Source organism: Flavobacterium sp. RSSB_23, assembly GCF_051547145.1.
Taxonomy (GTDB): domain Bacteria; phylum Bacteroidota; class Bacteroidia; order Flavobacteriales; family Flavobacteriaceae; genus Flavobacterium.
Window position 1 is genome coordinate 103,472 of sequence record NZ_JBPTTO010000001.1, and the last position, 23,437, is coordinate 126,908.

Annotated in this window: 21 protein-coding genes and 1 other RNA gene; 11 read left to right on the plus strand and 11 right to left on the minus strand. The window is 33.5% G+C overall.

The features are described from left to right. Positions 1–139: 139 nt before the first annotated feature. The 3 genes from fmt to ACSVH9_RS00520 are packed head-to-tail and all read right to left on the minus strand — an operon-like array spanning position 140 to position 3,570. Positions 140–1,087 (minus strand): methionyl-tRNA formyltransferase, encoded by a 948-nt coding sequence (gene fmt, locus ACSVH9_RS00510; protein ID WP_438062007.1) that lies wholly within the window; start codon positions 1,085–1,087, stop codon positions 140–142. A gap of 1 nt (position 1,088) precedes the next feature. Beyond that, the gene (locus tag ACSVH9_RS00515) at positions 1,089–2,981 is read right to left on the minus strand and encodes a RecQ family ATP-dependent DNA helicase (protein ID WP_438062008.1); all 1,893 of its coding nucleotides are present in this window, start codon (positions 2,979–2,981) and stop codon (positions 1,089–1,091) included. Positions 2,982–3,027: 46 nt separating this feature from the next. Beyond that, positions 3,028–3,570, minus strand: coding sequence for an ATP-binding protein (locus ACSVH9_RS00520; RefSeq protein ID WP_315140332.1), 543 nt, complete (start codon positions 3,568–3,570; stop codon positions 3,028–3,030). Positions 3,571–3,870: 300 nt separating this feature from the next. On the opposite strand from ACSVH9_RS00520, the gene ACSVH9_RS00525 reads away from it, so the two are divergent. The 4 genes from ACSVH9_RS00525 to ACSVH9_RS00540 all read left to right on the plus strand — a co-directional run bounded on the left by ACSVH9_RS00525 (position 3,871) and on the right by ACSVH9_RS00540 (position 7,208). Then, positions 3,871–4,167, plus strand: a complete 297-nt coding sequence (locus ACSVH9_RS00525) for a DUF493 family protein (RefSeq protein WP_159690785.1) — start codon at positions 3,871–3,873, stop codon at positions 4,165–4,167. Between the two features lie 2 nt (positions 4,168–4,169). Further along, positions 4,170–4,889 (plus strand): DUF4290 domain-containing protein, encoded by a 720-nt coding sequence (locus ACSVH9_RS00530; protein ID WP_300978096.1) that lies wholly within the window; start codon positions 4,170–4,172, stop codon positions 4,887–4,889. Positions 4,890–4,933: 44 nt separating this feature from the next. After that, positions 4,934–6,244: a UDP-N-acetylglucosamine 1-carboxyvinyltransferase gene (gene murA / locus ACSVH9_RS00535; RefSeq protein WP_300978097.1), complete on the plus strand. Its 1,311-nt coding sequence runs from the start codon at positions 4,934–4,936 to the stop codon at positions 6,242–6,244. 97 nt (positions 6,245–6,341) lie between these two features. Beyond that, positions 6,342–7,208: a cation diffusion facilitator family transporter gene (locus ACSVH9_RS00540; RefSeq protein ID WP_438062009.1), complete on the plus strand. Its 867-nt coding sequence runs from the start codon at positions 6,342–6,344 to the stop codon at positions 7,206–7,208. A 182-nt stretch (positions 7,209–7,390) separates the two neighbouring features. Here the strand turns inward: ACSVH9_RS00540 and ACSVH9_RS00545 are convergent, their stop codons facing one another. From ACSVH9_RS00545 to ACSVH9_RS00555, 3 genes are all read right to left on the minus strand, one after another. After that, positions 7,391–9,880, minus strand: coding sequence for a DUF5686 and carboxypeptidase regulatory-like domain-containing protein (locus tag ACSVH9_RS00545; protein ID WP_438062010.1), 2,490 nt, complete (start codon positions 9,878–9,880; stop codon positions 7,391–7,393). Between the two features lie 82 nt (positions 9,881–9,962). After that, on the minus strand, positions 9,963–10,376 hold the full coding sequence (aroQ, locus tag ACSVH9_RS00550; RefSeq protein WP_438062011.1) for a type II 3-dehydroquinate dehydratase: 414 nt from the start codon (positions 10,374–10,376) through the stop codon (positions 9,963–9,965). Positions 10,377–10,450: 74 nt separating this feature from the next. After that, entirely contained in the window at positions 10,451–11,014 is a 564-nt protein-coding gene (locus ACSVH9_RS00555; RefSeq protein WP_438062012.1) for a porin family protein, read from the minus strand. Between the two features lie 375 nt (positions 11,015–11,389). Here ACSVH9_RS00555 and ACSVH9_RS00560 point away from each other — a divergent pair, with 375 nt between their 5' ends. The 4 genes from ACSVH9_RS00560 (at position 11,390) to ACSVH9_RS00575 (ending at position 15,137) form a co-directional block, all read left to right on the plus strand. Continuing rightward, on the plus strand, positions 11,390–11,887 hold the full coding sequence (locus ACSVH9_RS00560; protein WP_438062013.1) for a hypothetical protein: 498 nt from the start codon (positions 11,390–11,392) through the stop codon (positions 11,885–11,887). A gap of 60 nt (positions 11,888–11,947) precedes the next feature. Beyond that, the gene (locus ACSVH9_RS00565) at positions 11,948–12,565 is read left to right on the plus strand and encodes a porin family protein (RefSeq protein WP_438062014.1); all 618 of its coding nucleotides are present in this window, start codon (positions 11,948–11,950) and stop codon (positions 12,563–12,565) included. Positions 12,566–12,642: 77 nt separating this feature from the next. Continuing rightward, positions 12,643–13,554, plus strand: a complete 912-nt coding sequence (gene xerD, locus ACSVH9_RS00570) for a site-specific tyrosine recombinase XerD (protein ID WP_438062015.1) — start codon at positions 12,643–12,645, stop codon at positions 13,552–13,554. A 77-nt stretch (positions 13,555–13,631) separates the two neighbouring features. Then, positions 13,632–15,137 carry a PAS domain-containing sensor histidine kinase gene (locus tag ACSVH9_RS00575; protein ID WP_438062016.1) on the plus strand — a complete coding sequence of 502 codons (1,506 nt, stop codon included), beginning with the start codon at positions 13,632–13,634 and terminating at the stop codon, positions 15,135–15,137. 54 nt (positions 15,138–15,191) lie between these two features. Here the strand turns inward: ACSVH9_RS00575 and rny are convergent, their stop codons facing one another. The 4 genes from rny to ACSVH9_RS00595 all read right to left on the minus strand — a co-directional run bounded on the left by rny (position 15,192) and on the right by ACSVH9_RS00595 (position 17,547). After that, positions 15,192–16,757, minus strand: coding sequence for a ribonuclease Y (gene rny, locus ACSVH9_RS00580; protein WP_438062017.1), 1,566 nt, complete (start codon positions 16,755–16,757; stop codon positions 15,192–15,194). Between the two features lie 48 nt (positions 16,758–16,805). After that, positions 16,806–16,912: non-coding RNA, 6S RNA (gene ssrS / locus ACSVH9_RS00585), on the minus strand. Positions 16,913–16,963: 51 nt separating this feature from the next. Then, positions 16,964–17,254 (minus strand): cell division protein ZapA, encoded by a 291-nt coding sequence (locus ACSVH9_RS00590; RefSeq protein ID WP_064714474.1) that lies wholly within the window; start codon positions 17,252–17,254, stop codon positions 16,964–16,966. Positions 17,255–17,256: 2 nt separating this feature from the next. Further along, the gene (locus ACSVH9_RS00595) at positions 17,257–17,547 is read right to left on the minus strand and encodes a hypothetical protein (RefSeq protein WP_438062018.1); all 291 of its coding nucleotides are present in this window, start codon (positions 17,545–17,547) and stop codon (positions 17,257–17,259) included. A gap of 174 nt (positions 17,548–17,721) precedes the next feature. On the opposite strand from ACSVH9_RS00595, the gene ACSVH9_RS00600 reads away from it, so the two are divergent. From ACSVH9_RS00600 to ACSVH9_RS00610, 3 genes are all read left to right on the plus strand, one after another. Then, entirely contained in the window at positions 17,722–19,422 is a 1,701-nt protein-coding gene (locus ACSVH9_RS00600) for a M23 family metallopeptidase (protein WP_438062019.1), read from the plus strand. Positions 19,423–19,484: 62 nt separating this feature from the next. After that, complete coding sequence (locus ACSVH9_RS00605; RefSeq protein ID WP_438062020.1) at positions 19,485–21,896, plus strand: TonB-dependent receptor; 2,412 nt, start codon at positions 19,485–19,487, stop codon at positions 21,894–21,896. A gap of 93 nt (positions 21,897–21,989) precedes the next feature. After that, positions 21,990–22,712, plus strand: coding sequence for a hypothetical protein (locus tag ACSVH9_RS00610; protein WP_438062021.1), 723 nt, complete (start codon positions 21,990–21,992; stop codon positions 22,710–22,712). On the opposite strand, the gene ACSVH9_RS00615 is transcribed toward ACSVH9_RS00610, so the two are convergent. Next, a complete protein-coding gene (locus tag ACSVH9_RS00615; RefSeq protein WP_438062022.1) occupies positions 22,713–23,414 on the minus strand; it encodes a hypothetical protein in 702 nt (233 codons plus the stop codon). It lies immediately after the preceding gene. Positions 23,415–23,437 lie beyond the last annotated feature (23 nt).

A 23,437-nucleotide genomic window follows, 5' to 3' on the forward strand; every position in this document is an offset into this window, starting at 1 on the left:
AGAACAAATTTAGTAGGATTTACGTTCCTCACAAGTGTTTTTGTAATTTTTAGCTGAAATTGTTAATAACTTGCTTTTTTTGTTCATAAAAGAAGGTGAAAAATGAACTAAAGTTTGGGAGCTCCCAATTTTACTGATGTTAAGCCACTATCGCATTTTCAGAAAAAGTAATTCCATTTAGTAGTTCGAAGGTCTTCATTCGTTTTTTTCCAGGGAATTGTAAACTTAGAATTTCAATAAAGCCATTTTGTACGGCTATTTTTAACTCTTTTTTGGTACTAACGATACTTCCAATAGGTTTAGAATGAGATTCTGTCACTATTTTTGATTCATAAATCTTAACATTGTACTCGGTAGAATTGTCTTTAAAATAGCACCAAGCAGCTGGGTAAGGACTTAATCCGCGAATCAAATTATGAATATTTTCGGCAGATTGATTCCAATCTATTTTGCAATTTTCTTTGTTAAGTTTGTAAGCTGTTTTGATTCCTTCGTTATCTTCTTGAATCGTAGTGTTAACTTTGTTGGATTCAATAAGGTGTAAAGTTGATACAACTGTTTCGCTTCCGATATGCATTAGTCGATCGTGAAGCATTCCTGCATTCTCTTCTTTTTCAATTATTGTTTCTTTGCTAAGAATCATAGCTCCTGTATCGATTTTATCATCAATAAAGAAAGTGGTAACTCCAGTTTTGGTTTCCCCGTTGATAATGGCCCAATTAATAGGTGCGGCACCTCTATAATTAGGTAACAAGGAAGCGTGAAGATTAAAGGTTCCCAATTTTGGCATTTCCCAAACAACTTTTGGAAGCATTCGGAAAGCAACTACAATTTGTAAATTGGCATTTAGTGCTTTTAATTCTGCTAAAAAGTTTTCGTCTTTTAAATTACTGGGTTGTAGAATTGTTAATCCTTTTTCTAATGCATATTCTTTTACTGCGGAATACTTAATCTTTTGCCCGCGTCCAGCTGGCTTATCTGTTGCGGTAATTACCCCAACTACTTCAAAATTATTTTTGATTATTGTATCCAGAATTCCCACGGCAAACTCAGGAGTTCCCATAAAAACTATTCGTAATTTTTCCATTTTATTGTAAAGTGTATTTATTGTTGGGTAGTATTTTAATTTTGTCTTGCTCTAGCAAGGTTTGTAGTGCAAAGATAATAGCATCCGGGCCTTTTCGAGTCTTTTTTTCTAGTTCTCTTGAGTCTGAATCTTCTTTTTGCAAAAGTTCAAGAATAGTATTGGGAAGTTCTTTGTCAAACGGCAAAGGTTTTGAATTCGAGATGCAATAAGAACAAATGCCGCATTCGGGACACGATTTTTCTCCAAAATAAGCAAGAAGCAACTGACTTTTGCATTGATTATGGTTCTGTACGTAACCAATGACACTGGCAAGGTGCTCTTTTTTTAATTGATTTTGCTGGTCCAAATGTTTAATCACTCGATTGATGGTTCGTTCGTCTTCTCTAACTTCATTAAAAAGAATAGTTGCGTCATTGTTTTTAGCGTGGTACTCAATGATTTCTTTTTCGGTTAATTTTTTCAAAACCAAATGAACGGCTTCTTCCTTGACGTTTGCCTTTTTTGCTATCAACGAAAGATTGAAAGGTGTTTGCATTTCATAAATTCCAGGATAAGTTCGAAGAATGGCCAAAATAATCTCTTCGTCGTTTGGATTAAGGCTATTGTATCGAATAACTTCTTTGGATGGAATTAGAAATTGCAGGGTTATTTTTTCTGAAAACTCCTGAGATAAATTAATAATGCCTTGTTGGTCTAGGAATTGTAACGCTTGATATGTTTTTAGAATAGGAAAACTATATTTTGTGCAAAAATGATTTAAATTAAAGGTAAACTGTTCGTTTATGCCTTCTCCGTAAGCGATTTGAAAATAATTACAAAGTTTGACATAAGCCATATTCAAGAATGGGCGATCCGGTAGGTTATTGATGAATTGTGACTCCGCTTGAAGACTATCAGAGGGACTATTCAGCAAAATTGCATACGCTTTATTGCCATCTCTTCCTGCTCTTCCTGCTTCTTGGTAATAATTTTCTAAATTTTCAGGTAATTGAATATGAATAACAGTTTTTACATTTGCTTTGTCAATTCCCATTCCAAAAGCATTGGTGGCAACAATAACTTGTGTTTCTTCGGTCATCCAGCTTTGCATATTTTTTTCTTTCTCTTTATAAGATAAGCCGCCGTGATAATAGGTTGCTTTGAAGCCTAAAATGTTCAATTGTGAGGCAATGTCTAAGCAAGACTTTCTATTTCTTACATATATAATAGAAGGAGCAGGGTTCTTTTTGAGAATTTGTTGTATGCGATGTAATTTATCTTCCACTTCAAAAACCATATAGGCCAAGTTATCCCTAGAAAATGATTTTTGAAAAACAGCGGGTTGCTGTAAATTAAGATCTTTAATGATGTCTTCTTTTACTTTAGGTGTAGCAGTTGCTGTTAATGCTAAAAAAGGAATTTTTGGAAAATGTTCTTTGAGATGACTGATTTTTAAATAAGCAGGCCTGAAATTATGTCCCCATTGTGAGACACAATGCGCTTCATCAATTGCGATTAAATTGATAGGAAGGTTTTTGATTCTATCCATAATCCAATCCGATTGAAGGCGTTCAGGAGAAAGATATAAGAATTTGTAATTTCCAAATTGGCAATTGTCTAATAAATCAATGACTTCTTCTGTCGGTATTCCACCAGTTAGTGCAATTGCTTTGATGTTGCGTTGCTTTAGGTTGGCAACTTGGTCTTTCATCAAAGCTACTAAAGGCGATATTACTAGACAAATACCCTCTTTCATTAGAGAAGGCACTTGAAAACATATTGATTTTCCTCCACCCGTTGGGAGAATTGCCAAGGTATCCTTACCGCTATGAATCGATTCGATAATTTCCTTTTGAAGGGAGCGGAAGCTATCGTGTTTCCAGTATTTATTTAGAATTTGTAAGGCTTCTTGCATGGATTTCAGTTTCGTTCGAACTAGAAATCTATTTCCGATTTCTTTATTATTTGCTAGAAATTCGGTCTAAGATAAAAAGAATTCTGTTATCAACCGTATCTTTTGGAACTTCGATTAATTCGTAGCCATAGTTTTGATAGGTTTCTTTCAGATGCAGGTATATTTGTTGTGCTTGTTCGTAGTTTTCGTAGCGTTCACCATCGCTTTCGTAAATTTCTTCCCATGGTGGAAGCATAAATATTTTTGAATAGGTACAAGTCACACAAGCTTCTTCAAAATGGGGAGGGTAATCGTCTCCAATAAAATTCATGTAAGCGACTACATCAGGTACACCTCTGTCTATAAATACTACGGGATGAGCTTCTTCTTGTGCATCGTTAAATTGCTTAATTCTTCCCTCGAGTAGTTTTTGACTAAACAGCAAAGGGTCTTCTAGAAATAATTGGTCAATTCCTAGTTTTTTTGCTTCGGCAGTTACTTGTCTGGATATTTCAGGATAACAACAATGTCCTAACGAGGTAAGTTGATTGATGATAGTTGATTTTCCCGTTCCAGGACCACCAATAATAACGATGATTTCTTTTTGCACGTTTTGTAAATAAGGGCGCAAATTTACCTAAACTTATTGGTTTTTAAAACATTTTTTGATAGGATTATTAATAGCAATAGGTTTGCTCGATTTTTGTTGTTTCATTTTAGAGTGAGTGGAGAACAATTTATTGGTTTTTAATGATTTAGTTTTGTTTTGTTTTGTTTGGTGGCATAAAACTAGTAGTGGTTTAATGTTGCTTTTAGTAGCAATGCTATTCTAAAAAAAAACCTAAATCCTGGTTCTAAATTCTTGAATCTGTTCTCAAAAATGTATATTTGCGTTTATTTTAAATTAGTAATGGATAAAGACAAAGAAAAAGAGACCGCTGCTTTTTATGAAAGATTACAAGTAGAATTAGATAATAGTAATACTTGGCCAGCAGAATACTTGTTTAAATTTATTGTTCCTTCAGTAGATGGAAATGTGAAAAAAGTAGAGGAGGCGTTCAATTGTATGGGAGCCGTAATTAAAACTACAAAATCAAAAACGGGTAAATTTACTAGTGTTTCTGTTGATGTAACTATGAAAAATTCGCAAGAAATTATTGAGAAGTACCAAGAATTATCTACAATTGAAGGTATTGTTTCCCTATAAATATGATCGAAAAATATAAAAAAGAGAACGCCAATGATGTAGTGTATCATTTAGAATACAATTCTGAAAGAAAACATTTAATCATTCCTGAGTACGGTCGTCATTTGCAAAAATTGATTGAACAAGCAACCATTATAGAGAATGATGAAGAGCGCAACAAAGCTGCTAGATACATCATTCAAGTAATGGGAAGTTTAAATCCTCATTTGCGTGATGTGCCTGATTTTCAGCACAAGTTATGGGATCAATTGTTTATTATGTCCGACTTTCGTTTGGCGGTAGACTCTCCATATCCTATTCCGTCTCGTGAAGTTTTGCAATTGAAACCTGAGGTTTTGCAATATCCTCAGAACTATCCTAAGTATAGATATTATGGTAATAATATCAAGTATATGATAGATGTGGCGAATAAATGGGAAGAAGGCGAAATGAAAAGTGCTTTGGTCAAGGTAATTGCCAATCACATGAAGAAATCGTATTTGAGTTGGAACAAAGACACCGTAAAAGACGATGTTATTTTTGAGCATTTGTATGAGCTCTCTGGTGGAAAATTGAATTTGTTGCAAAGCAAAGAAGAGCTTTTGGGAACTACAGATTTACTTCGAACAAACAAAAGAATGTCGAATAAAATTACGCCTTCCAATCAACAAAAGAATCAGAATAATAAAAATAAATCGGGCAAAACTCCGATGCACAAAAATCAAAACAGAAAACAGCAGTAATTATATTTTGGGTAATTATTGATTAATATAAATTGGTATAACAAATGGGAATTTTCAAGATCGAAGGTGGAATTCAATTAAAAGGAGAAATCACCCCACAAGGAGCAAAAAATGAGGCATTACAAATTTTATGTGCTGTATTGCTTACTCCAGAAAAAGTAACAATCAATAATATTCCAGATATTATTGACATCAACAAGTTAATCACTTTGTTGGGCAATCTAGGAGTTAAAATTCAAAAAAACGGCAATAGTTCCATTACTTTTCAATCGGATGAAGTAAATATGGGCTATTTAGAGACTGAAGCCTTTAAGAAAGAAGGAGGTTCTTTGCGTGGTTCGATTATGATTGTTGGTCCATTATTAGCTCGTTTTGGTAAAGGTTATATTCCGAAACCAGGTGGAGATAAAATTGGAAGAAGAAGATTGGATACCCATTTTGAAGGATTTATCAATTTAGGTGCTAAGTTTAGATACAATAGAGAAGATCATTTCTATGGAGTAGAAGCTCCAGATGGACTTACAGGTACAGATATGTTATTGGATGAAGCCTCTGTTACAGGTACAGCAAATATCGTAATGGCTGCCGTTTTGGCTAAAGGTACAACTACAGTTTACAACGCTGCTTGTGAGCCTTATTTGCAACAATTATGCAAAATGCTGAATGCAATGGGAGCTAAAATTTCTGGTGTTGGATCTAATTTGTTGACTATTGAAGGAGTAGAAGCATTAGGTGGATGTGAACACCGTATTCTTCCAGATATGATTGAGATTGGTTCTTGGATAGGATTAGCAGCAATGACTAAATCTGAGATTACTATAAAAAATGTAAGTTGGGAAAATCTTGGAGTTATTCCAAATGTATTCCGTAAACTAGGGATTACACTTGAGAAAAAAGGTGATGATATCTTCATTCCTGCTCACGTGAATGGTTACGAAGTTAAAACAGACATTGATGGTTCTATTTTAACCATTGCAGATGCGCCTTGGCCTGGTTTTACTCCAGATTTATTGAGTATTATTTTGGTAGTAGCGACTCAAGCAAAAGGTGATGTATTGATACACCAAAAAATGTTCGAAAGCCGTTTGTTTTTCGTAGATAAACTAATCGATATGGGAGCAAAAATCATTTTGTGTGACCCTCATAGAGCGGTAGTTATTGGTCACGATTTTAAATCACAGTTGAAAGCAACTACGATGTCTTCACCAGATATTCGTGCGGGTATTTCGTTATTGATTGCTGCTTTGTCAGCGAAAGGAACGAGCACTATTCAAAATATTGAACAAATTGATAGAGGATACGAGCGCATTGATGAGCGTTTAAGAGCTATTGGAGCCAATATTGTAAGAGCTTAATTTTTTTTAACCTATAGTTTAGTCCTTAGTGATTAGTTCTTTTTCAAGACTAACTACTAAGGACTAATTGCTAAATACTAATCACTAATAGCTACTTATGTCTAAAGAACAAACGGCGATAAAAGCCACCTACTTCAGTATTATTGGTAATACTTCTTTGGCTATTGTAAAAGGATTGGCTGGTTTTTTCGGTAATTCTTATGCGTTAATTGCGGACGCGATTGAATCTACTACTGATATTTTTGCGTCTTTTTTGGTGCTTTTTGGAATCAAATATTCTAATAAACCTGCTGATGATAATCATCCTTATGGTCATGGTCGTGCAGAACCTTTGATTACGTTTTTGGTAGTTGGTTTTTTGATTACTTCTGCTACTATCATTGCTTATGAGAGTATTCAGAACATTGGGACACCTCATGATTTGCCCAAATCTTGGACGCTTTATATTTTGGGAGCCATTATTATTTGGAAAGAGTATTCGTTTCAGTTGGTGATGAAAAGAAGTAAAGAAACCAATAGCTCTTCTTTGAAAGCCGATGCGTGGCACCATAGAAGCGATGCTATCACTTCGGTAGCGGCTTTTTTGGGAATTTCTATCGCACTTTATTTTGGGAAAGGATACGAATCTGCAGATGATTGGGCGGCTCTTTTTGCTTCTGGTTTTATTTTATTTAATAGTTATAAAATATTTAGACCGGCTTTGAGCGAGATAATGGATGAACATCTATATGATGAATTGGTGGAGGAAATTAGAGTTGTTTCCTTAACGGTTCCAGGAGTTATAGATACAGAGAAATGTTTTATAAGAAAAGCAGGAATGCAGTATCATGTAGATTTGCACGCAAGGGTAGAAGGTACCATTACAGTTAGAGAAGGACATGATATTGCGCATGATTTAAAAGACACCCTTCGAGCGAAAATCCCCTCTTTGGGACATGTTTTGATTCATGTAGAACCTAATTAATTTTAAGTCACTACGAAAGCAAAAAGATAGGATGCTTCCTTTTAGCCCCGGTAGTAGCGGCATCCTTTTTTTAATAACCCTTCTGGAGTTTTGAATTCTAGAAGGGTTTTTGTTTGGGGTATTAAAAAAAGATATAGCGGATGACGGGACTTTGCCCACAAGAAAGCCTATTCTTTCCGCTCCTAATCTAAAATATTTAAAAGTTTTAGTCCAAAAATTACGCCGTCACCTTGAAAACCATTTTGGTAAGAGCGGACATAATCTACTCTGAACTGTTTGAATTTCCCGATTCCTAAGTTATCGAGTCCTATGCTGATTTCTTGATAAGGTTTGCGATTTGGAATGGCTAAGTTGTGAAAACCGAGCATTAAACTGCTTTTTAAAAGGTTCAGCCCCGGTATTTTGTTCATGATAAAACCATTGTCGCTGTACTCTGAATGTAATTCAAAATACGCATCGTTTGTGCTATTGCTGTAATAAGGTAACAGGTTGAAAACGTTTAAATAGCGTTCGGTTTGGCCAATTCGTGTTTGATTGCCATTGAAATGCTTGTAGTCCATGAAAGCAATATTTTCGGCATTGAAGAATTTGCCTGCTCTTAGATTTACACCTAAATCACCTTTGTTGGCCAACGGAAGGTCATACAGAACACGTGCACTTATTAAGTCGTACTCGTAGTTTTTTTGGCTAGCAGCAAAGGCTTTTTCGTAGCCTAAAAGCACAGTTGGATACTTGTCGTTTCGGAGGTTGAATTTTCCGTCAGGGCGCGAAATGTATTGGTTGCCAAAGTTAATGCGCCAGTTCAAATTAGCTTTTAGTAACTGATGAGTTGAGAAACCAGCAGTTGAATAATCATTAGAATCCAAAGGATTGTTTGAAGAATAAAGGTCGTCATTTTTGATAAAGGTATAGTTAGTAGTATTAAATAAAGGTTTGCGTTGACTGTATTCTAATTTTCCGGTTAAGTTGATGCCGTTGGCTATATTCTGTGAATAAGTCACATTGAAAAACTCTTTGTTGTACAATTTCATAAAATTGTTTTTGAAAAAGAGCGTGCTTATCGAATTGATAAAAGGGGAAATTGGATTGTTTTCGTTGAATTGTTTAACCGCCGTTCCTCCAGAAACCCAAATTGTGGCATAATTTTGATTGTTAAAACGATGGCTAAAATTTCCGACCACTCGAAGACGCTCGTCTGAAAAACCATAATTGAAAGTAGTTGCAATGGCTGTGCTTTTTCCAGATTCATCATCCCATTTGCGATAAGTAAAGCCTGAGTCAAGATTGAAACCTTGAACCGTATTGAACGTTAATGAACTTATGTCCATTAATCCAGCATAATCGAATGACCATTTTTTGAAAGTATTTCTATAATTATAACCTGTTATTGGGTCTAATAGTTTGAATTTATTTCGTTTTTGGTCGATAGAATCCAAATATGTTTTGGATGAACGAATGGTTTGAATGCTGTCTTTTTTGAAATAATCTTTACTCTCTTCTTCGGTGAGCGGAATGGGTCTTGTGCTCTCCCAAAAAGTATCCTCTTTTTTGTTGGCGTTGTTTTCAAAACTTACAATTTCATTGCCAAAGGTCTTTTTATCAAAAGCATCAAAGAATTCATAATTGCTGTACACATAATTGAAAGTACCTGAGAATCCGATACCGAAAGCACCAGCGGTAAAAGCTAAACTTTGGGCATTTTTGCTCCAAATTTTAGTTTTGGAATTGTAATTGAAGTTTTGTTTTAAGGTCATCACTTCGGTGAATTCATTGCGCATGCGATAGCCTTTGATATCGAAATCAACGGCATAAATCGCCCAACTGTCTTCTACAATATATATGTAACCTTCAAAAACGGGTTCTTTGTCTCGTCTTGGAATGACTTTAATTTTGTTGATTTGATGATTGCTTTCGTCGAAAAAAGTGCTTTCGAGTTTGTATTTGTAATATTGAAAGGCATTGCTAGCTATGGGTGAAATCATTTTTACATTAAAATCGACTGTATTGTCATAAAAGTCGTAAAATGAAGAACGAGCAGTATTGTAACTAAAGCCTTTGTCGTTCCCGGAAATTTTAGAGGCAATAATTCTTTCTTTATAATTGTTTGGTTTTTCGAAGGTGAGTTTTGATACGGTTTCAGATAAGTACAAAATACCACTTCCAGTTGAATCTAAACCAGTAGTCATTTCGTCTGGCATATCTAATTTCATTCCTAAAATCTTTTTAGGTAGATTTTTGATTTTGAATAATCCACGAGAATAAAAATCGGCGGTGAATCGAGCTGTTTTTTCAGCGTTTTCTTTTCGTGTTGTAATTGCACTTTTGATAATGGCGTTGGCAGGATTATTTTTCGGATTGATAACTACTTCGTTGAGGTTGTAATTTTCTTCCGATAACTGAATGTCAATTAATATTGGTGTTTTCTCGTAATGAATCGTTTTCTTTACGGTTTTGTAACCAAGGAACTGGAACAATAGGGTGTAATCACCTTCTTTTTTGAGGTTCAGTTCGTATTTTCCTTTGTCGTTGGTGGTAGTTCCTGAATAGGAATTTTGAATGATTACGGAAACAAAAGGTAATGGATTTCCTTTTTCGTCAGTAATAGTACCTTTTACTTGTGCTATAAAAGGCGAAGAGATTAAAAATAAAATAAAAACGTAAAATTGTTTCATCTGCTTTTTTTTGTAAAATTAAACAGATGAAAAAACTTACATCATAAAAACTTGTTAATTTATTGTGTTAAAAATCTTAAGGTTATACAAAAGATTGAATCGCGAGTTCATAACTTTTTAAACCGAACCCTAGAATAACACCTTTGGCATTTCCTGAAATATAGGATTGATGTCTAAAACTTTCTCTTGAAAAAGTATTGGAAATATGTACTTCGATAACAGGGGTAGTGATGGCTTTTATGGCATCGCCAATGCCTATGGATGTATGGGTATAAGCACCAGCATTGAGAATGATTCCAGTATAAGAAAAGCCGAATTCTTGAATTTTATCGATTAATTCCCCCTCTATATTACTTTGAAAATATGAGAATTGAATATGAGGAAACTTAGTTTTTAGTGTTTCAAAATAATCTTCGAAGGTTGCTGTTCCATACACTTCGGGTTCACGTTTTCCTAATAAATTAAGATTGGGGCCGTTAATAATAGCAATTTGCATAATGGTTCTTTTTGGTAAAAATAAAAAAACCGTACTAAATAATAGTACGGTTTTGTAGTTGATTTTGTTATTTATTAAAACATAAATCCAGCAGAAACTTGCACCACAGAATTTTTTGCTTTTGCATTGGTAGAAACTTCAGTTAATCCTAGTCCGTAACGAGCTTGTACAAAGATGCCTTTTGTAATTTTTACACCTAAACCACCAGCAACCGCAAAGTCAAAAGTTTTTGAATCTTCTAAATCAACATTGTCCTTTTCACTTAATAAGAAAGAAGCTTGTGGACCTAATTCTAAGCTGAACGTATTGTTTAAATAGATTTTTGCCATTACTGGAATCGATAAATAACCCAATTCATTTTTGATTTCTTTAATTGCGTTTTTATAACTAGCTCCTTGAGTAGAATACAAAAGTTCTGGTTGTATCCCGAATTTTTCTGTCAATTTTACTTCGGCCAATAAACCAATGTGGTAGCCAGTAATAGCGTCTGATTTGTAGTTTTCTGAATTAACAGTAATATCAGTACCTGTTAGATTTGCATAATTGATACCTGCTTTAGCTCCTAAATGTAATAATTGTGCTTGTGAATTCAATGTTCCTAAAAAGATTAAAGCTGCAATAAGAATGGTTTTTTTCATTTTTTTCTTTTTTAAAATGGGGTTTTATATGGTTATAAACTGTATTTTGAACTAAATATTGTTTTGCAAAAAGTCAAGTCTATAACTAGATAGTTTTGTGTTGCGAAATAACAATAATTTTAATTGGTTTCCAAAATAACTAAAATAAGTTTTAACTTGTTAAAATTTTATTTATACTTAAGTTTTTGAAAAATACCTGATTTTAGTGAGAGGTGTTTTTTTAGTCTATTGATATGTAGCTTTTTATGTTTTTGTGTTGCTTTTTATTAATGCCTTAAAACGTCTTTGTAGGAGGTTTGTTTCAATGCTTTTTTTCTTTATTTGATTTTGAATTATTAGTTTAGCTGAATAATCTTAATAAACTAAAACAAAAAAATGAAAAAAATTATTTTAACTGCTGTTGCAGTATTTGGATTCGCATTTGCTAATGCACAAGAGGGAAATTTTAAATTAGGTGCTAATTTAGGTTTACCATTAGGCGATATTAAAGATAGCTATTCTTTAAATATTGGAGTTGATGCTGCATATACATGGTCTGTATCTGATAAGTTTAATGCTGGAGTTGGTGTAGGTTATTCACATTATTTAGGCAAAACAATTGATTTTGGTGGGTTTGAATTAGACGTTGAGGATGCTGGTTTTATTCCTGTTTATGGAACAGCTCAATACTCTTTATCTGACAAATTTTTCTTAGGTTTAGATTTAGGCTATGCGATTGGGGTTGCGCCAACTGAAAATGATGGTGGATTTTTATATCAACCAAAATTAGGTTACTCTTTTGGTAAAACAGATTTGTTTTTAGGTTACAAAGGGATTTCTGTTGATGGAGGAACATTTTCTTCATTAAATCTTGGAGTTGCTTTTAATTTGTAATTTTTTTATTTTATCATATAAATCTCCCCTAAAAAGGAGGTTTTTTTTAATTTTAAATCTATGAGAAAAATTATTTTAACTGCTGTTGCAGTATTTGGATTTGCATTTGCTAATGCACAAGATACAAGATATGGATTTAAAGGAGGTTTGAATTTGTCCAATTTGAGTGGTGACATCGAAGAGAATTCAACTAAAGTTGGCTTTCATTTAGGTGGTTTTGCTCAAATTAAAGTCTCAGATAAATTTAGTATTCAACCTGAACTTTTGTATTCTGAGCAAGGTACTAGCTTTAATAATGTTGATGCTGATTTTAACGGTTCTATTTATACAGCAAATGTAAAATTGAAGCTTTCTTACATTAATATACCCGTAATGTTTAAATTTTACGTTGATAAATCTTTCCATTTTGAGGCTGGGCCTCAGTTAGGGATACTAACTACTGCAAAAACAGCTACTAAGATTAATGGTTTTGATCAAGAGGTAAAACAAGATGCAAAAGATTTTTTTAAATCAACCGATTTTGGATTAAATTTTGGAGTTGGTTATGATTTTACAAATCATCTATTCGCTAGTTTTAGATATAATTTAGGAATGTCAAATATTGCTAAAACTGTTCAAGGTGATGATTCTAAAGTAAATACTAGTGTTTTTATGTTTTCATTAGGTTACAAAATTTAATAAACTTGTATTTTGTCTTAATGACCTCCCCTAAAAAGGAGGTTTTTTTATGCCTTAAAATTGCCTTTCTTTGTAGTATGAGTTGGAGTAATTATATCAAGCAATATCAGTCGTATCTTAAAATAGAAAGAGGTTTGTCGACCAATACTATTGCGAATTATACTTTGGATATCGAACGTCTTTGTTCTTTTTTGCAGAATCGAAGTATAGTCGTGTCACCTCTTATTATCAATGAAGAAACAGTTCAGCAGTTTATTTATGAGGTTGCTAAAGAAGTTAATGCGAGATCTCAAGCTAGAATTATTTCTGGACTAAAAAGTTTTTTTTCGTATTTGATTTTTGAAGACTATAGAGCAGATAATCCAATGGAGTTGATAGAATCACCAAGGTTGGGGAGGAAATTGCCTGATACTTTATCTATTGACGAGATTGATGACTTGATTTTAGCGATTGATTTAACATCAAACGAAGGAGAACGCAATCGCGCTATGCTCGAAACTTTATATGGTTGTGGACTTCGTGTTTCTGAATTGGTTGGGTTGAAAATTTCGGATCTTTTTTTTGAAGAAGGCTTTATTAAAATTCACGGAAAGGGCAACAAACAACGTTTTGTTCCCATTGGCGAATTGGCTCAAAAATATATTACCATTTATAAAGAGACTATTCGTGTTCATATGCCTATTCAAAAAGGCTTTGAAGATACTTTGTTCTTAAACCGACGAGGGCGACAATTGACCAGAGCGATGATTTTTACAATAATTAACAACTTAGCCGATTTGATTGAGCTAAATAAAAAAATTAGTCCTCATACATTTAGACATTCTTTTGCGACTCATTTGTTGGAGAATGGAGCTGATTTGCGTTCAATTCAGTTGATGTTAGGACATGAATCAATCACCACAACTGAAATATATGTGCATTTAGACCGAAAATTTTTAAAACAGGTCATGCATTCATATCATCCTCGAAAAGATAAATTTATAGATTGATTTTAACTAAATCACTGCAAGATGTTAGTTTAATTAAAACTTTTACTATTTTTAGCAAAAGAAAGTCTATATAACTGATGATATTTACAAAAAATAGAGACCCAGAAGATTTAAATAAACTCTACGAAAGCTTAATTAAGCAACTTCCAAATATTATTTTTCAAATTAGAGTTAACAAGGAACGCCAAATTGCGTTTGATTTCCTGAGTAAACCAATCGATTTTTTTAATGAATTCTCTTTTAATGAGTTTATTGAGGATTCTTATAAGCTGTCTAATTATACGATTTATGAACCAGATTTAAAAGGATTTATAGATTCTTACGAAAATGCAATTGCAAATATTGAGGTTTGGGATATCGAATTTAGATTGTTGTTGCCAGATAGTGGTTATAAATGGATTAAGATTGAAGCTACCCCAAAGAAAAACGACCTTGATGAGATTGTCTTTTATGGTTTAATTTCTGACATAACAGATGTAAAAGAGCAAGAAATTAGAATGCGATTGGCAGACGAACGGTATCATTTTGCTGTACAAGCTTCGGATAGAGGGGTGTGGGATTGGGATTTGGTTACAGGGAAAGTCTATTATTCTTCCGAATCGATGAAGATTTTAGAATTGACAGAATCTGATTTGGTAGCTACCCCGGAAGAATGGGATGAGCGAGTGCATCCTGATGATAGAGGAGAATATTATGGCAATATAAACCTTCATTTCGACAATAAAATACCCTTTTACGAAACTTGTCATCGTGTTTTGTGTAATGGTCGCTACAAATGGATTTTAGATAGAGGAAAAGTGATTGAGCGTGATGCAGAGGGTAAACCATTGCGAATTGTTGGAACGCATACTGATATTTCTGACCAGAAGGAGAAGGAATTGGAGTTGGCTAAAATGCTTGAAATTTTGAATACACAAAATAACAAGCTACTGAATTTTGCCCATATAGTTTCTCATAATTTGCGTACCCATAGTGGAAATATTAAATCTTTATTGGATTTGCACAAAGAAGAATTATTGTCAGATTTAGATACCTTGAGTAATATTCAAATCGTTTCAGATGAGTTGTTTTCAACTATAGAAAACTTAAACGAATTAGTCAGTATTCATACGGTAAAGGATAAAGAAATTGAGGAATTAAACTTGAATGTTTATATCAACAAAGTTTTAGATGTTTTACACGATTCGATTAAGCAAAAAGATATAGTGGTGTTGAATTACATCCAGAGTAGTGTAACCATTGAATGTTTGCCAGCGTATTTAGAAAGTATTTTGCTAAACATAGTCACCAATGCAATTAAATATTCTGATACTAAAAAAGTATCTAAAATTATTTTTACATCAGATGTAAATGATGATTATGTTGTTCTGAACATAAAAGATAATGGTTTAGGTATTGATTTGAATAAATACAAAGATTCCATTTTTGGTTTGTATAAAACGTTTCATAAAAACAATGATGCACGTGGCGTCGGATTGTATTTAACGAAAAATCAAATTGAGAATATGGGAGGAAAAATAGAAGTAGAAAGCACCTTGCATGTGGGGTCGACTTTTAAAATTTATTTTAAGAAATCGAACTAATAATGCATAAAAAAGGCTTCCCTTAGGAAGCCTTTTTTATGTGTTTAATATAAATTATTTAGCAATATTTACTGCTCTAGTTTCTCTAATTACAGTAACTTTTACTTGTCCTGGATAGGTCATTTCAGTTTGAATTTTTTGAGAAATTTCGAAAGATAAAGTTGCTGCATTGTCATCAGAGACTTTTTCACTTTCTACGATTACACGTAATTCTCTACCGGCTTGAATAGCATATGCGTTTTTAACACCGTTAAAGCCATAAGCTACTTCTTCTAAGTCTTTTAAACGTTGTATGTAAGAATCTAATACTTGTCTTCTAGCGCCTGGTCTAGCTCCAGAAATCGCGTCACAAACTTGAATGATTGGTGATAATAATGATTTCATTTCGATTTCATCATGATGTGCGCCAATTGCGTTGCATACCTCTTCTTTTTCACCGTATTTTTCAGCCCATTGCATACCTAATAAAGCGTGTGGTAAATCACTTTCTGCATCAGGCACTTTTCCAATATCATGCAGTAAACCTGCTCTTTTGGCAAGTTTAACATTTAGTCCTAATTCAGCAGCCATAATTCCACAAAGCTTAGAAACTTCACGAGAGTGTTGTAATAAGTTTTGTCCGTAAGAAGAACGGTATTTCATTCTACCTACCACTTTAATCAATTCAGGGTGTAATCCGTGGATTCCTAAATCGATAACAGTACGTTTACCAACTTCAATGATTTCGTCATCAATTTGTTTTGTTGTTTTTGCTACAACTTCTTCAATTCTTGCTGGGTGAATACGTCCATCGGTAACTAATTTGTGTAAGGATAAACGAGCAATTTCTCTTCGAACAGGGTCAAAGCAAGAAAGAATGATAGCTTCTGGAGTATCGTCAACTATGATTTCTACACCTGTAGCTGCTTCTAGCGCTCTGATGTTTCGTCCTTCACGACCAATGATTCTACCTTTAACATCATCAGATTCAATGTTGAAAACAGACACACAGTTCTCAACCGCTTCTTCAGTACCAACACGTTGAATGGTGTTGATGATTATTTTCTTAGCTTCTTGTTGTGCAGTAAGTTTAGCCTCTTCAATCGTTTCTTGAATGTGAGACATCGCTTTTGATTTAGCTTCAGATTTTAATCCTTCTACTAATTGTTCTTTAGCCTCCTCTGCAGACAATCCAGATATTACTTCTAGTTGTTGTAATTGGCTTTTGTGTAATTTCTCAACCTCTAGTTGTTTTTTGTCAAGTACTTCGATTTTTGCTTGGAATTCTGCTTTTTTAGCTTCGAAATCATCATTGATTTTCTTTGCCTTAGACAGTTCACTCGAAACTTGAGATTCTTTATCGCGAACTCTTTTTTCTACTTCAGCTACTTTTTTGTCTCTAGCTAAAATTACTTGTTCGTGCTCAGATTTTAATTCAATGAACTTTTCTTTTGCTTGAAGAATTTTATCTTTTTTAATGTTTTCAGCTTCTAAATTGGCGTCTTTTAAAATTGAAGCAGCTTCTTTTTTAGCGTTCTTAATTAAATTAGAAATGTTACTTTTTTCGATAATCTTGGCGATACCAAAACCAGCCGCAATACCTATTATTCCTGAAACAATTATTAATAATGTACTATCCATTTTGTTTAAATTATATATATAAAAAAACCTACATTAGTGGGATTGTATAAACTCGAAAAGACAAGTTTTGAGCTAACTCGTTGTTCAAGCTTCCAAACTGAATTGGCTTGCTATAGTAACGATGATTCGCTCATTCTAAATTGTTAGTGTTGAGTTTATCAAATAAGAACTAATGTAGGCAGTATCTTAATTTTTGTAAGAACGATTTAATCGAGATATTGGTCCAAAACAGCATTGATTTTTTGCAATCGGTCGATGGTTTCACTACCATTCATTGCATTATCAATTTGTTTTTGTTCCACTTGGGAGGCAAACTGTAAAGCACACATGGCTAAAACATCTTGTTTGTCTCTTACGGCGTAATTTTCTTCAAATTGCTTAATCATCATATCAATTTTTTTTGAAGCACTTCTGAGTCCTTCTTCTTGAGAGGCGTCTACCGTTAAAGGATAAACCCTGTCTGCAATCGATATCTTTATTTTAAGCTTTTCTTCCATTTTTAATCTGATAGCTGCGCTATACAGTAATCAATTTCACGAATTAATGAATTTATTTTAAGCTTTGTATCTCTTTTATTGTCTTCACTGCCTAGCAATGCATTGGCGATTTTGAGTGTTTCATATTGCTTTTTTAGCAATTCAATCTCTTCAGATTGATGGGCTATGATTTGTGTTGCATCAGTTAATTTAGCTCTCAATTCTAGATTGTTTTTTTCTAGAAATTGCATTTTAGAAAAAAGCTTTCCAATCTTATTTTCAAGAGTATCAATTATTTCTGCAATTACACTCATTTTTTAACCAATTCATTTCTTAATCTTACAAAGTTAGTATTCCTTTTTATTATTGCAATATTTTATTGTCTTTTTTGTGCTAAAATATTTAATTGTCTAATAATCAGATTTTTGATGTTTTTATTTCTTTTTTTAATTTTTAACAGTTTTGGTTACCTTAGCAAAAAGATTCGAATGAAGTTATTGTATTTTTTGCTGTTTTTTTGTTGCGTTTTGACTGCGCAAAATCAGTACCCAAAAGATTATTTTCGTTCACCATTAGATATTCCGATGCAATTGTCGGGTAATTTTGGTGAATTGCGCCCCAATCATTTTCACGCTGGGTTTGATTATAAAACACAACAGCGTGAAGGTTTGCCTGTTTATGCAGCTGCAGAAGGTTATGTTTCTAGAATCAAAATCTCAACTTTTGGCAACGGAAAGACCATTTATATTACTCATCCTAATGGTTACACGACTGTTTATGCACATTTACAAAAGGCAGTTGGGCCAATTCAAGAAGTAATAAAAAGACGGCAATACGAAGAAAAATCATTTGAAGTAGAACTTTTCTTTAAACCAAATGAGTTAGTTGTGACCAAAGGACAGCTAATTGCTCTTTCTGGAAATACGGGTGCATCAGAAGGTCCACACCTTCATTTTGAAATACGAGATTCTAAAACCGAATTTATTATCAATCCTTTATTCTTTGGATTTGATTCTTTTTTGAAGGATACCAAAAAACCACAGGTTACTGCGGTTTATGCTTTTCCTTTGGATAGCCAAACTAGCGTGAATCAGTCTTTACGTCCAGTACCAATTAATTTGACCCTACAAAAAGACGGTACTTATCTTGCAGACCCTGTTATGGCGAATGGAAAAATTGGTTTTGGAATCATTGCCACTGATATGGATGATGTTTCCTTTAATAAAAATGGTGTTTTTGGGGTACAAGCATTTTATAATGGAACGCCTACTTATGCCTATCAATTTGGGACTTATTCTTTTGATGAAATGCGTTACATCAATGTTTTAATTGATTATGCAAGATATAAGAAATCTCAACAACGTATTCAGCGATTGTATCGAACCGAACCATTCGATTTAAGTATCATAAAAACCGATAGTAATAATGGTGCGATATCTGTAGTTCCAAATTTGTCGGGTACTTATCGTATTGAGGTTGCTGATTATTTTAATAACAAAACACTTATCACAATTCCTATCGCTTATGATACAAAAGCTACTGTGATTCCAAAAGAAGTTACTCCTTCGAATTATTTTATAAAAGCAAAAAAAGAATATATTTTTGAAAAAGATAATTGGATGGTCACTTTTCCAGCGAATACTTTTTATAATGATTTTGATTTGAATCTTTCTGTAGACAATAAGGTGTTGACCTTGCACGATGATACCGTTCCAGTGCATTCTAATTTTGTTATTCAAGTTCAGGATACTACACATACTGCATCAGAAAAGGAAAAAATGTTTTTGGGTAGAGTAGAAGGTGGACGTATTTCGTACAATTCAACCACTGTAAAAGAAAATACCTTTACAGCTAAGGTAAAAACCTTAGGGAAATATGGTCTTGTATTGGATAATGTAAATCCTGTTATCAAAATTAATAAACCTATAGAAGGAAAATGGATTACTGCTCAAAAAGAGTTGAAACTCTCTATCTATGATGCTTTGTCTGGAATAAAATCGTACAATGCCTATTTAAATGACCAATGGATTTTGATGGAATACGATAATAAAACTAGACAACTCACTCACGATTTTAGTGATGGAATCGTTGCGGAAGGAGCTAATATTCTTAAAGTAATTGTAGTGGACCAAATGGGAAATTCTACTACCTTTGAAACTCGTTTTTTTAGAAGTCAAATAATTAAATAGCTCTTCGCTTGAAAGTATTCCAAATCTGCCTTTTTTTTACCCTTGTTTTTATCGGGTCGCCTATGTTTTCTCAAAAAGGAAAACTACAAGGATTTATTTTAGACGATAAAAAAAATCCTGTCAATGATGTGAATATAACGATTCAAGGACTGACTTCACAATCCAATGCTAAAGGATTTTACTCGTTAGCGATTCCCTCAAATGAAAAAGTAGCGGTTGTTTTTAGTCATATTTCTTTTAAAAAAGCTACATTAATCTTGACTGTAATTCCAAATGAAGTGGTTGATTTTAATTTGGTTTTAAGCGAGAAAGAAGAGCAGATGGGGGAGGTTTTTGTAAATGCCAACAATAAAAAAAGCGTTCAAGGGATTTTGACCATAGAACCAGCCACATTAAAGAATATTCCGGGAGCCAATCCTGGAATAGAAAATGTTTTGAAATCTTTGGCAGGTGTAAATTCTAATAATGAATTGAGCTCACAATACGCAGTTCGTGGCGGAAATTACGATGAAAATTTAGTGTATGTTAATGAAGTAGAAGTGTACCGTCCTTTTTTGATTCGCTCAGGGCAGCAAGAAGGCTTAAGTTTTACGAATACGGATTTGATTCAGAATATCGATTTCTCAGCAGGTGGTTTTCAAAGTAAATTTGGTGACAAGTTATCTTCTGTTTTGGATATAACCTATCGAAAACCTACTCAATTTGGGGCAACGGTAGAAGCTAGTTTTTTAGGAGGAAGCGCTTCTTTGGATGTGATTTCAAAAGACAAACGTTGGACAGCAATTACGGGTGTTCGTTACAGAAATAATAGTTTATTAGTGAATAGTCAAGAAACACAAACTAATTATACCCCATCGTTTGTTGATGTACAAACAGCCATCAATTTCCAAGTTTCTTCAAAATGGCAATGGAGTTTTTTAGGAAATATTTCTCAAAACAAATACAATTATGAACCTCTAACGCGACGAACTAATTTTGGAACGATAGATAATCCTCAAGCGTTATTGATTTTTTATGAAGGGCAAGAACGTGACCAGTATCAAACATTTTTTGGAGCAATAAAAACTACTTTTAGAGCTTCGGATGTGTCAACGTATAAGTTTATTGGTGCTGTTTTCCATACTTTAGAAAAAGAACATTTTGATATTTTGGCTGAATATCGATTGGCGGAAGTAGATACCAACATTGGCTCTGAAACTTTGGGAGATGTTTCGTTTTCAAGAGGAATTGGTTCGCAATTGAATCATGCTCGAAATGATTTGGATGCCTTAATTGCTAATGCAGAGTTTAAAGGTATTCATGATTGGAAAAACAATCTTGTCGAATGGGGAGTAAAATACACTCGAGAATCTATACGAGACAGAATTAGTGAATGGGAAGTAATTGATTCTGCTGGTTTTGCTCTAAATCCTCCGCGTTTTTTACCTAAAAAAGACGAGCCTTATACAATTTACAATGGCCCTTTGGCTCCTTACCAAGATGTTAGAGCAATTAACTTCAATACTATCAATCGTTTTTCAGGATATTTGCAATGGAGTCGTAAGGCCAATTTAGGAACTAGTTTGGTTTGGTATAATTTGGGAGTTAGAATGCACAGTTGGCAAGTTTTAGGGGGCTATGTTTCTGGTGACCAACAATTCACCGTTAGCCCAAGAGCTCAGTTTACTATTAAACCCAATACTAAGGCAAATCTTTTGTTTCGATTGTCTGGAGGAATGTATCATCAACCGCCGTCCTATAGGGAACTTCGTGATAGTGATGGGATAGTTCAACCAAATGTAAAAGCACAGCAATCAATACATGTGGTGTTTGGGAACGATTATGGTTTTAATTTATGGAATCGCCCTTTTAAATTGGTTACAGAACTTTATTATAAATCATTGTCTGATGTCAATACCTATACTATCGACAATGTTAGGATTCGTTATCAAGCCAATAATGATGCAAAAGCATATGCGCAAGGAATTGATGTGAGATGGAATGGAGAATTTGTTCCGGGTACTGAATCATGGATAAGCTTTGGCTATCTAAAAACCGAAGAAAATAGTAGTGGAAAAGGATTTATAGCTCGTCCTACAGATCAACGATTAAAATTTGCAATGCTTTTTCAAGATTATATGCCGAATATTCCGAGTGTTAAATTGTATCTCAATTTGGTATACAACACAGGTTTGCCCGGCGGTTCTCCATCATATGCAGATCCTTATTTGTATCAAAGCCGACTTAGAGATTACCGAAGAGCCGACGTTGGCTTTTCAAAACTTCTGGTTGATAGAAGTAATTCTAGACAATATGGTAAGTGGGCCAATAGTTTTCAAGAATTGGCCATTGGAGTTGAAGTATTTAATATCTTTAATAATCAAAATGCTATTACCAACACTTGGGTGCGTGATGTGTATACCAAAAATCAATATGGGATACCTAATTATATGACGACTAGAGTTTTTAACATCAAGTTGAATGCACGTTTTTAACTACTTTAGGCTTACTATTTACACCCAATTTAAAAACATTAACTATTAGAGTTTAGTAGAATTGTTTACTTTTGAAAATAAATTACAATTAGGATGAATAAAAAATTGATTATTGGAAGTTTGTTTTTTGTTCTTTTGATAGTTAGCTGTCAAAAAGAAGTAGAAAAACCCAAAGTGATATATGACAGTTCGTCAAAAAACACAATGGCACCAAAGCTAGATTCTTCAAAAGTTGAAATTGCCGATTTACCAGTTGTAATGGAAGGAACAGACTATTTGATTCATCCGATAGGAGATTTACGTATTTATGAAAGAGGTACTAAGTCCAAATATGGTTCTTCAGCTGTAAATGATGTTAGCTTTACTATTAGTAATGTAGCTCAATATGAAATAACAGGTTTTTTACAGAACTTAAAATTTCAAAAAATTGATTCAGATTCAATTCATTCCTTAACTGATAAACCTATTTTGATTGAAACCGCGACTTATTTGAAAACAGTTTCTGATCGTATCAAAAAGCAAATTTTGGTCTATACAATGGTTGATGCGGATACCAATAGAGATGGTAAGTTGGATACTAATGATATTAATACGTTGTATTTGAGTACAATTAGCGGAGAGAAGTTTACAAAAGTTGCAACTGATTTAGAAGAATTAATTGATTGGAATTTGGTAGAAGCTTCTAATCGTTTGTATTTCAGGACTATTGAAGATACTAATAAAAACGGACAGTTTGATCAAAAGGACGTACTACATTATAACTATATTGATTTGAATAAAAACGATTGGAAAGTTATTCGTTATTCTCCTATATAATTATATCAGAATGTCACTTTCTAAATCGGACTTTTCGATAGAAATATCAAATCCCAATTTTGCTACCAATTGAATAACTAAATTTTTGTACCAATTCTCTGATTTGGGGTGAATGTATATCTTTTCAATTAATAGATTAACATCTACATTGATTTTTAGGCCATCATTCAGTTTTAAGTTGTTTTGAGTTACATCATTTATAATTCGTACTTCTCTTTCATACTGAAAACTTTTTCTTTTGTATAAAAAAGGGAAAAATAAATCATCAAAAGGGATGTATTCTTTTTTGTAGTCAATATAATTTACCTCACCAATATATTGCTGAAAATGCTCTTCAGGCTGCAATGCCTTTTGCAATCTTCCTATTGTTGATTGAATGGCTAATCCTTCACTGTTTTGGGTGAAAATTTGCCACATCGCAAAGGATTCGTATTCGTTAATATGCCAGCTGCTAATTGCTACCTTTTCACGATGCGTTTTGTAGTAATTTAAAAAGTCAGGATTGTCAATTGAAAGTTTTCTGATTTCCTCAAAAGTAGGTTCGCTAAAAGTGCCTTCGTATTGGTCTTCAAATTTGTCGGACCTAGACATGAATAATTTTTTGGATAATAATAAATCTAAAAATTTAGACAAGTCTAGGTATTTCCAGACAATAGTTTCAGGGTCTTCAGGTAATTTTATATTGGGGTTGTCTAAATACATTTGTGAAATTTAAAAAAGACTAA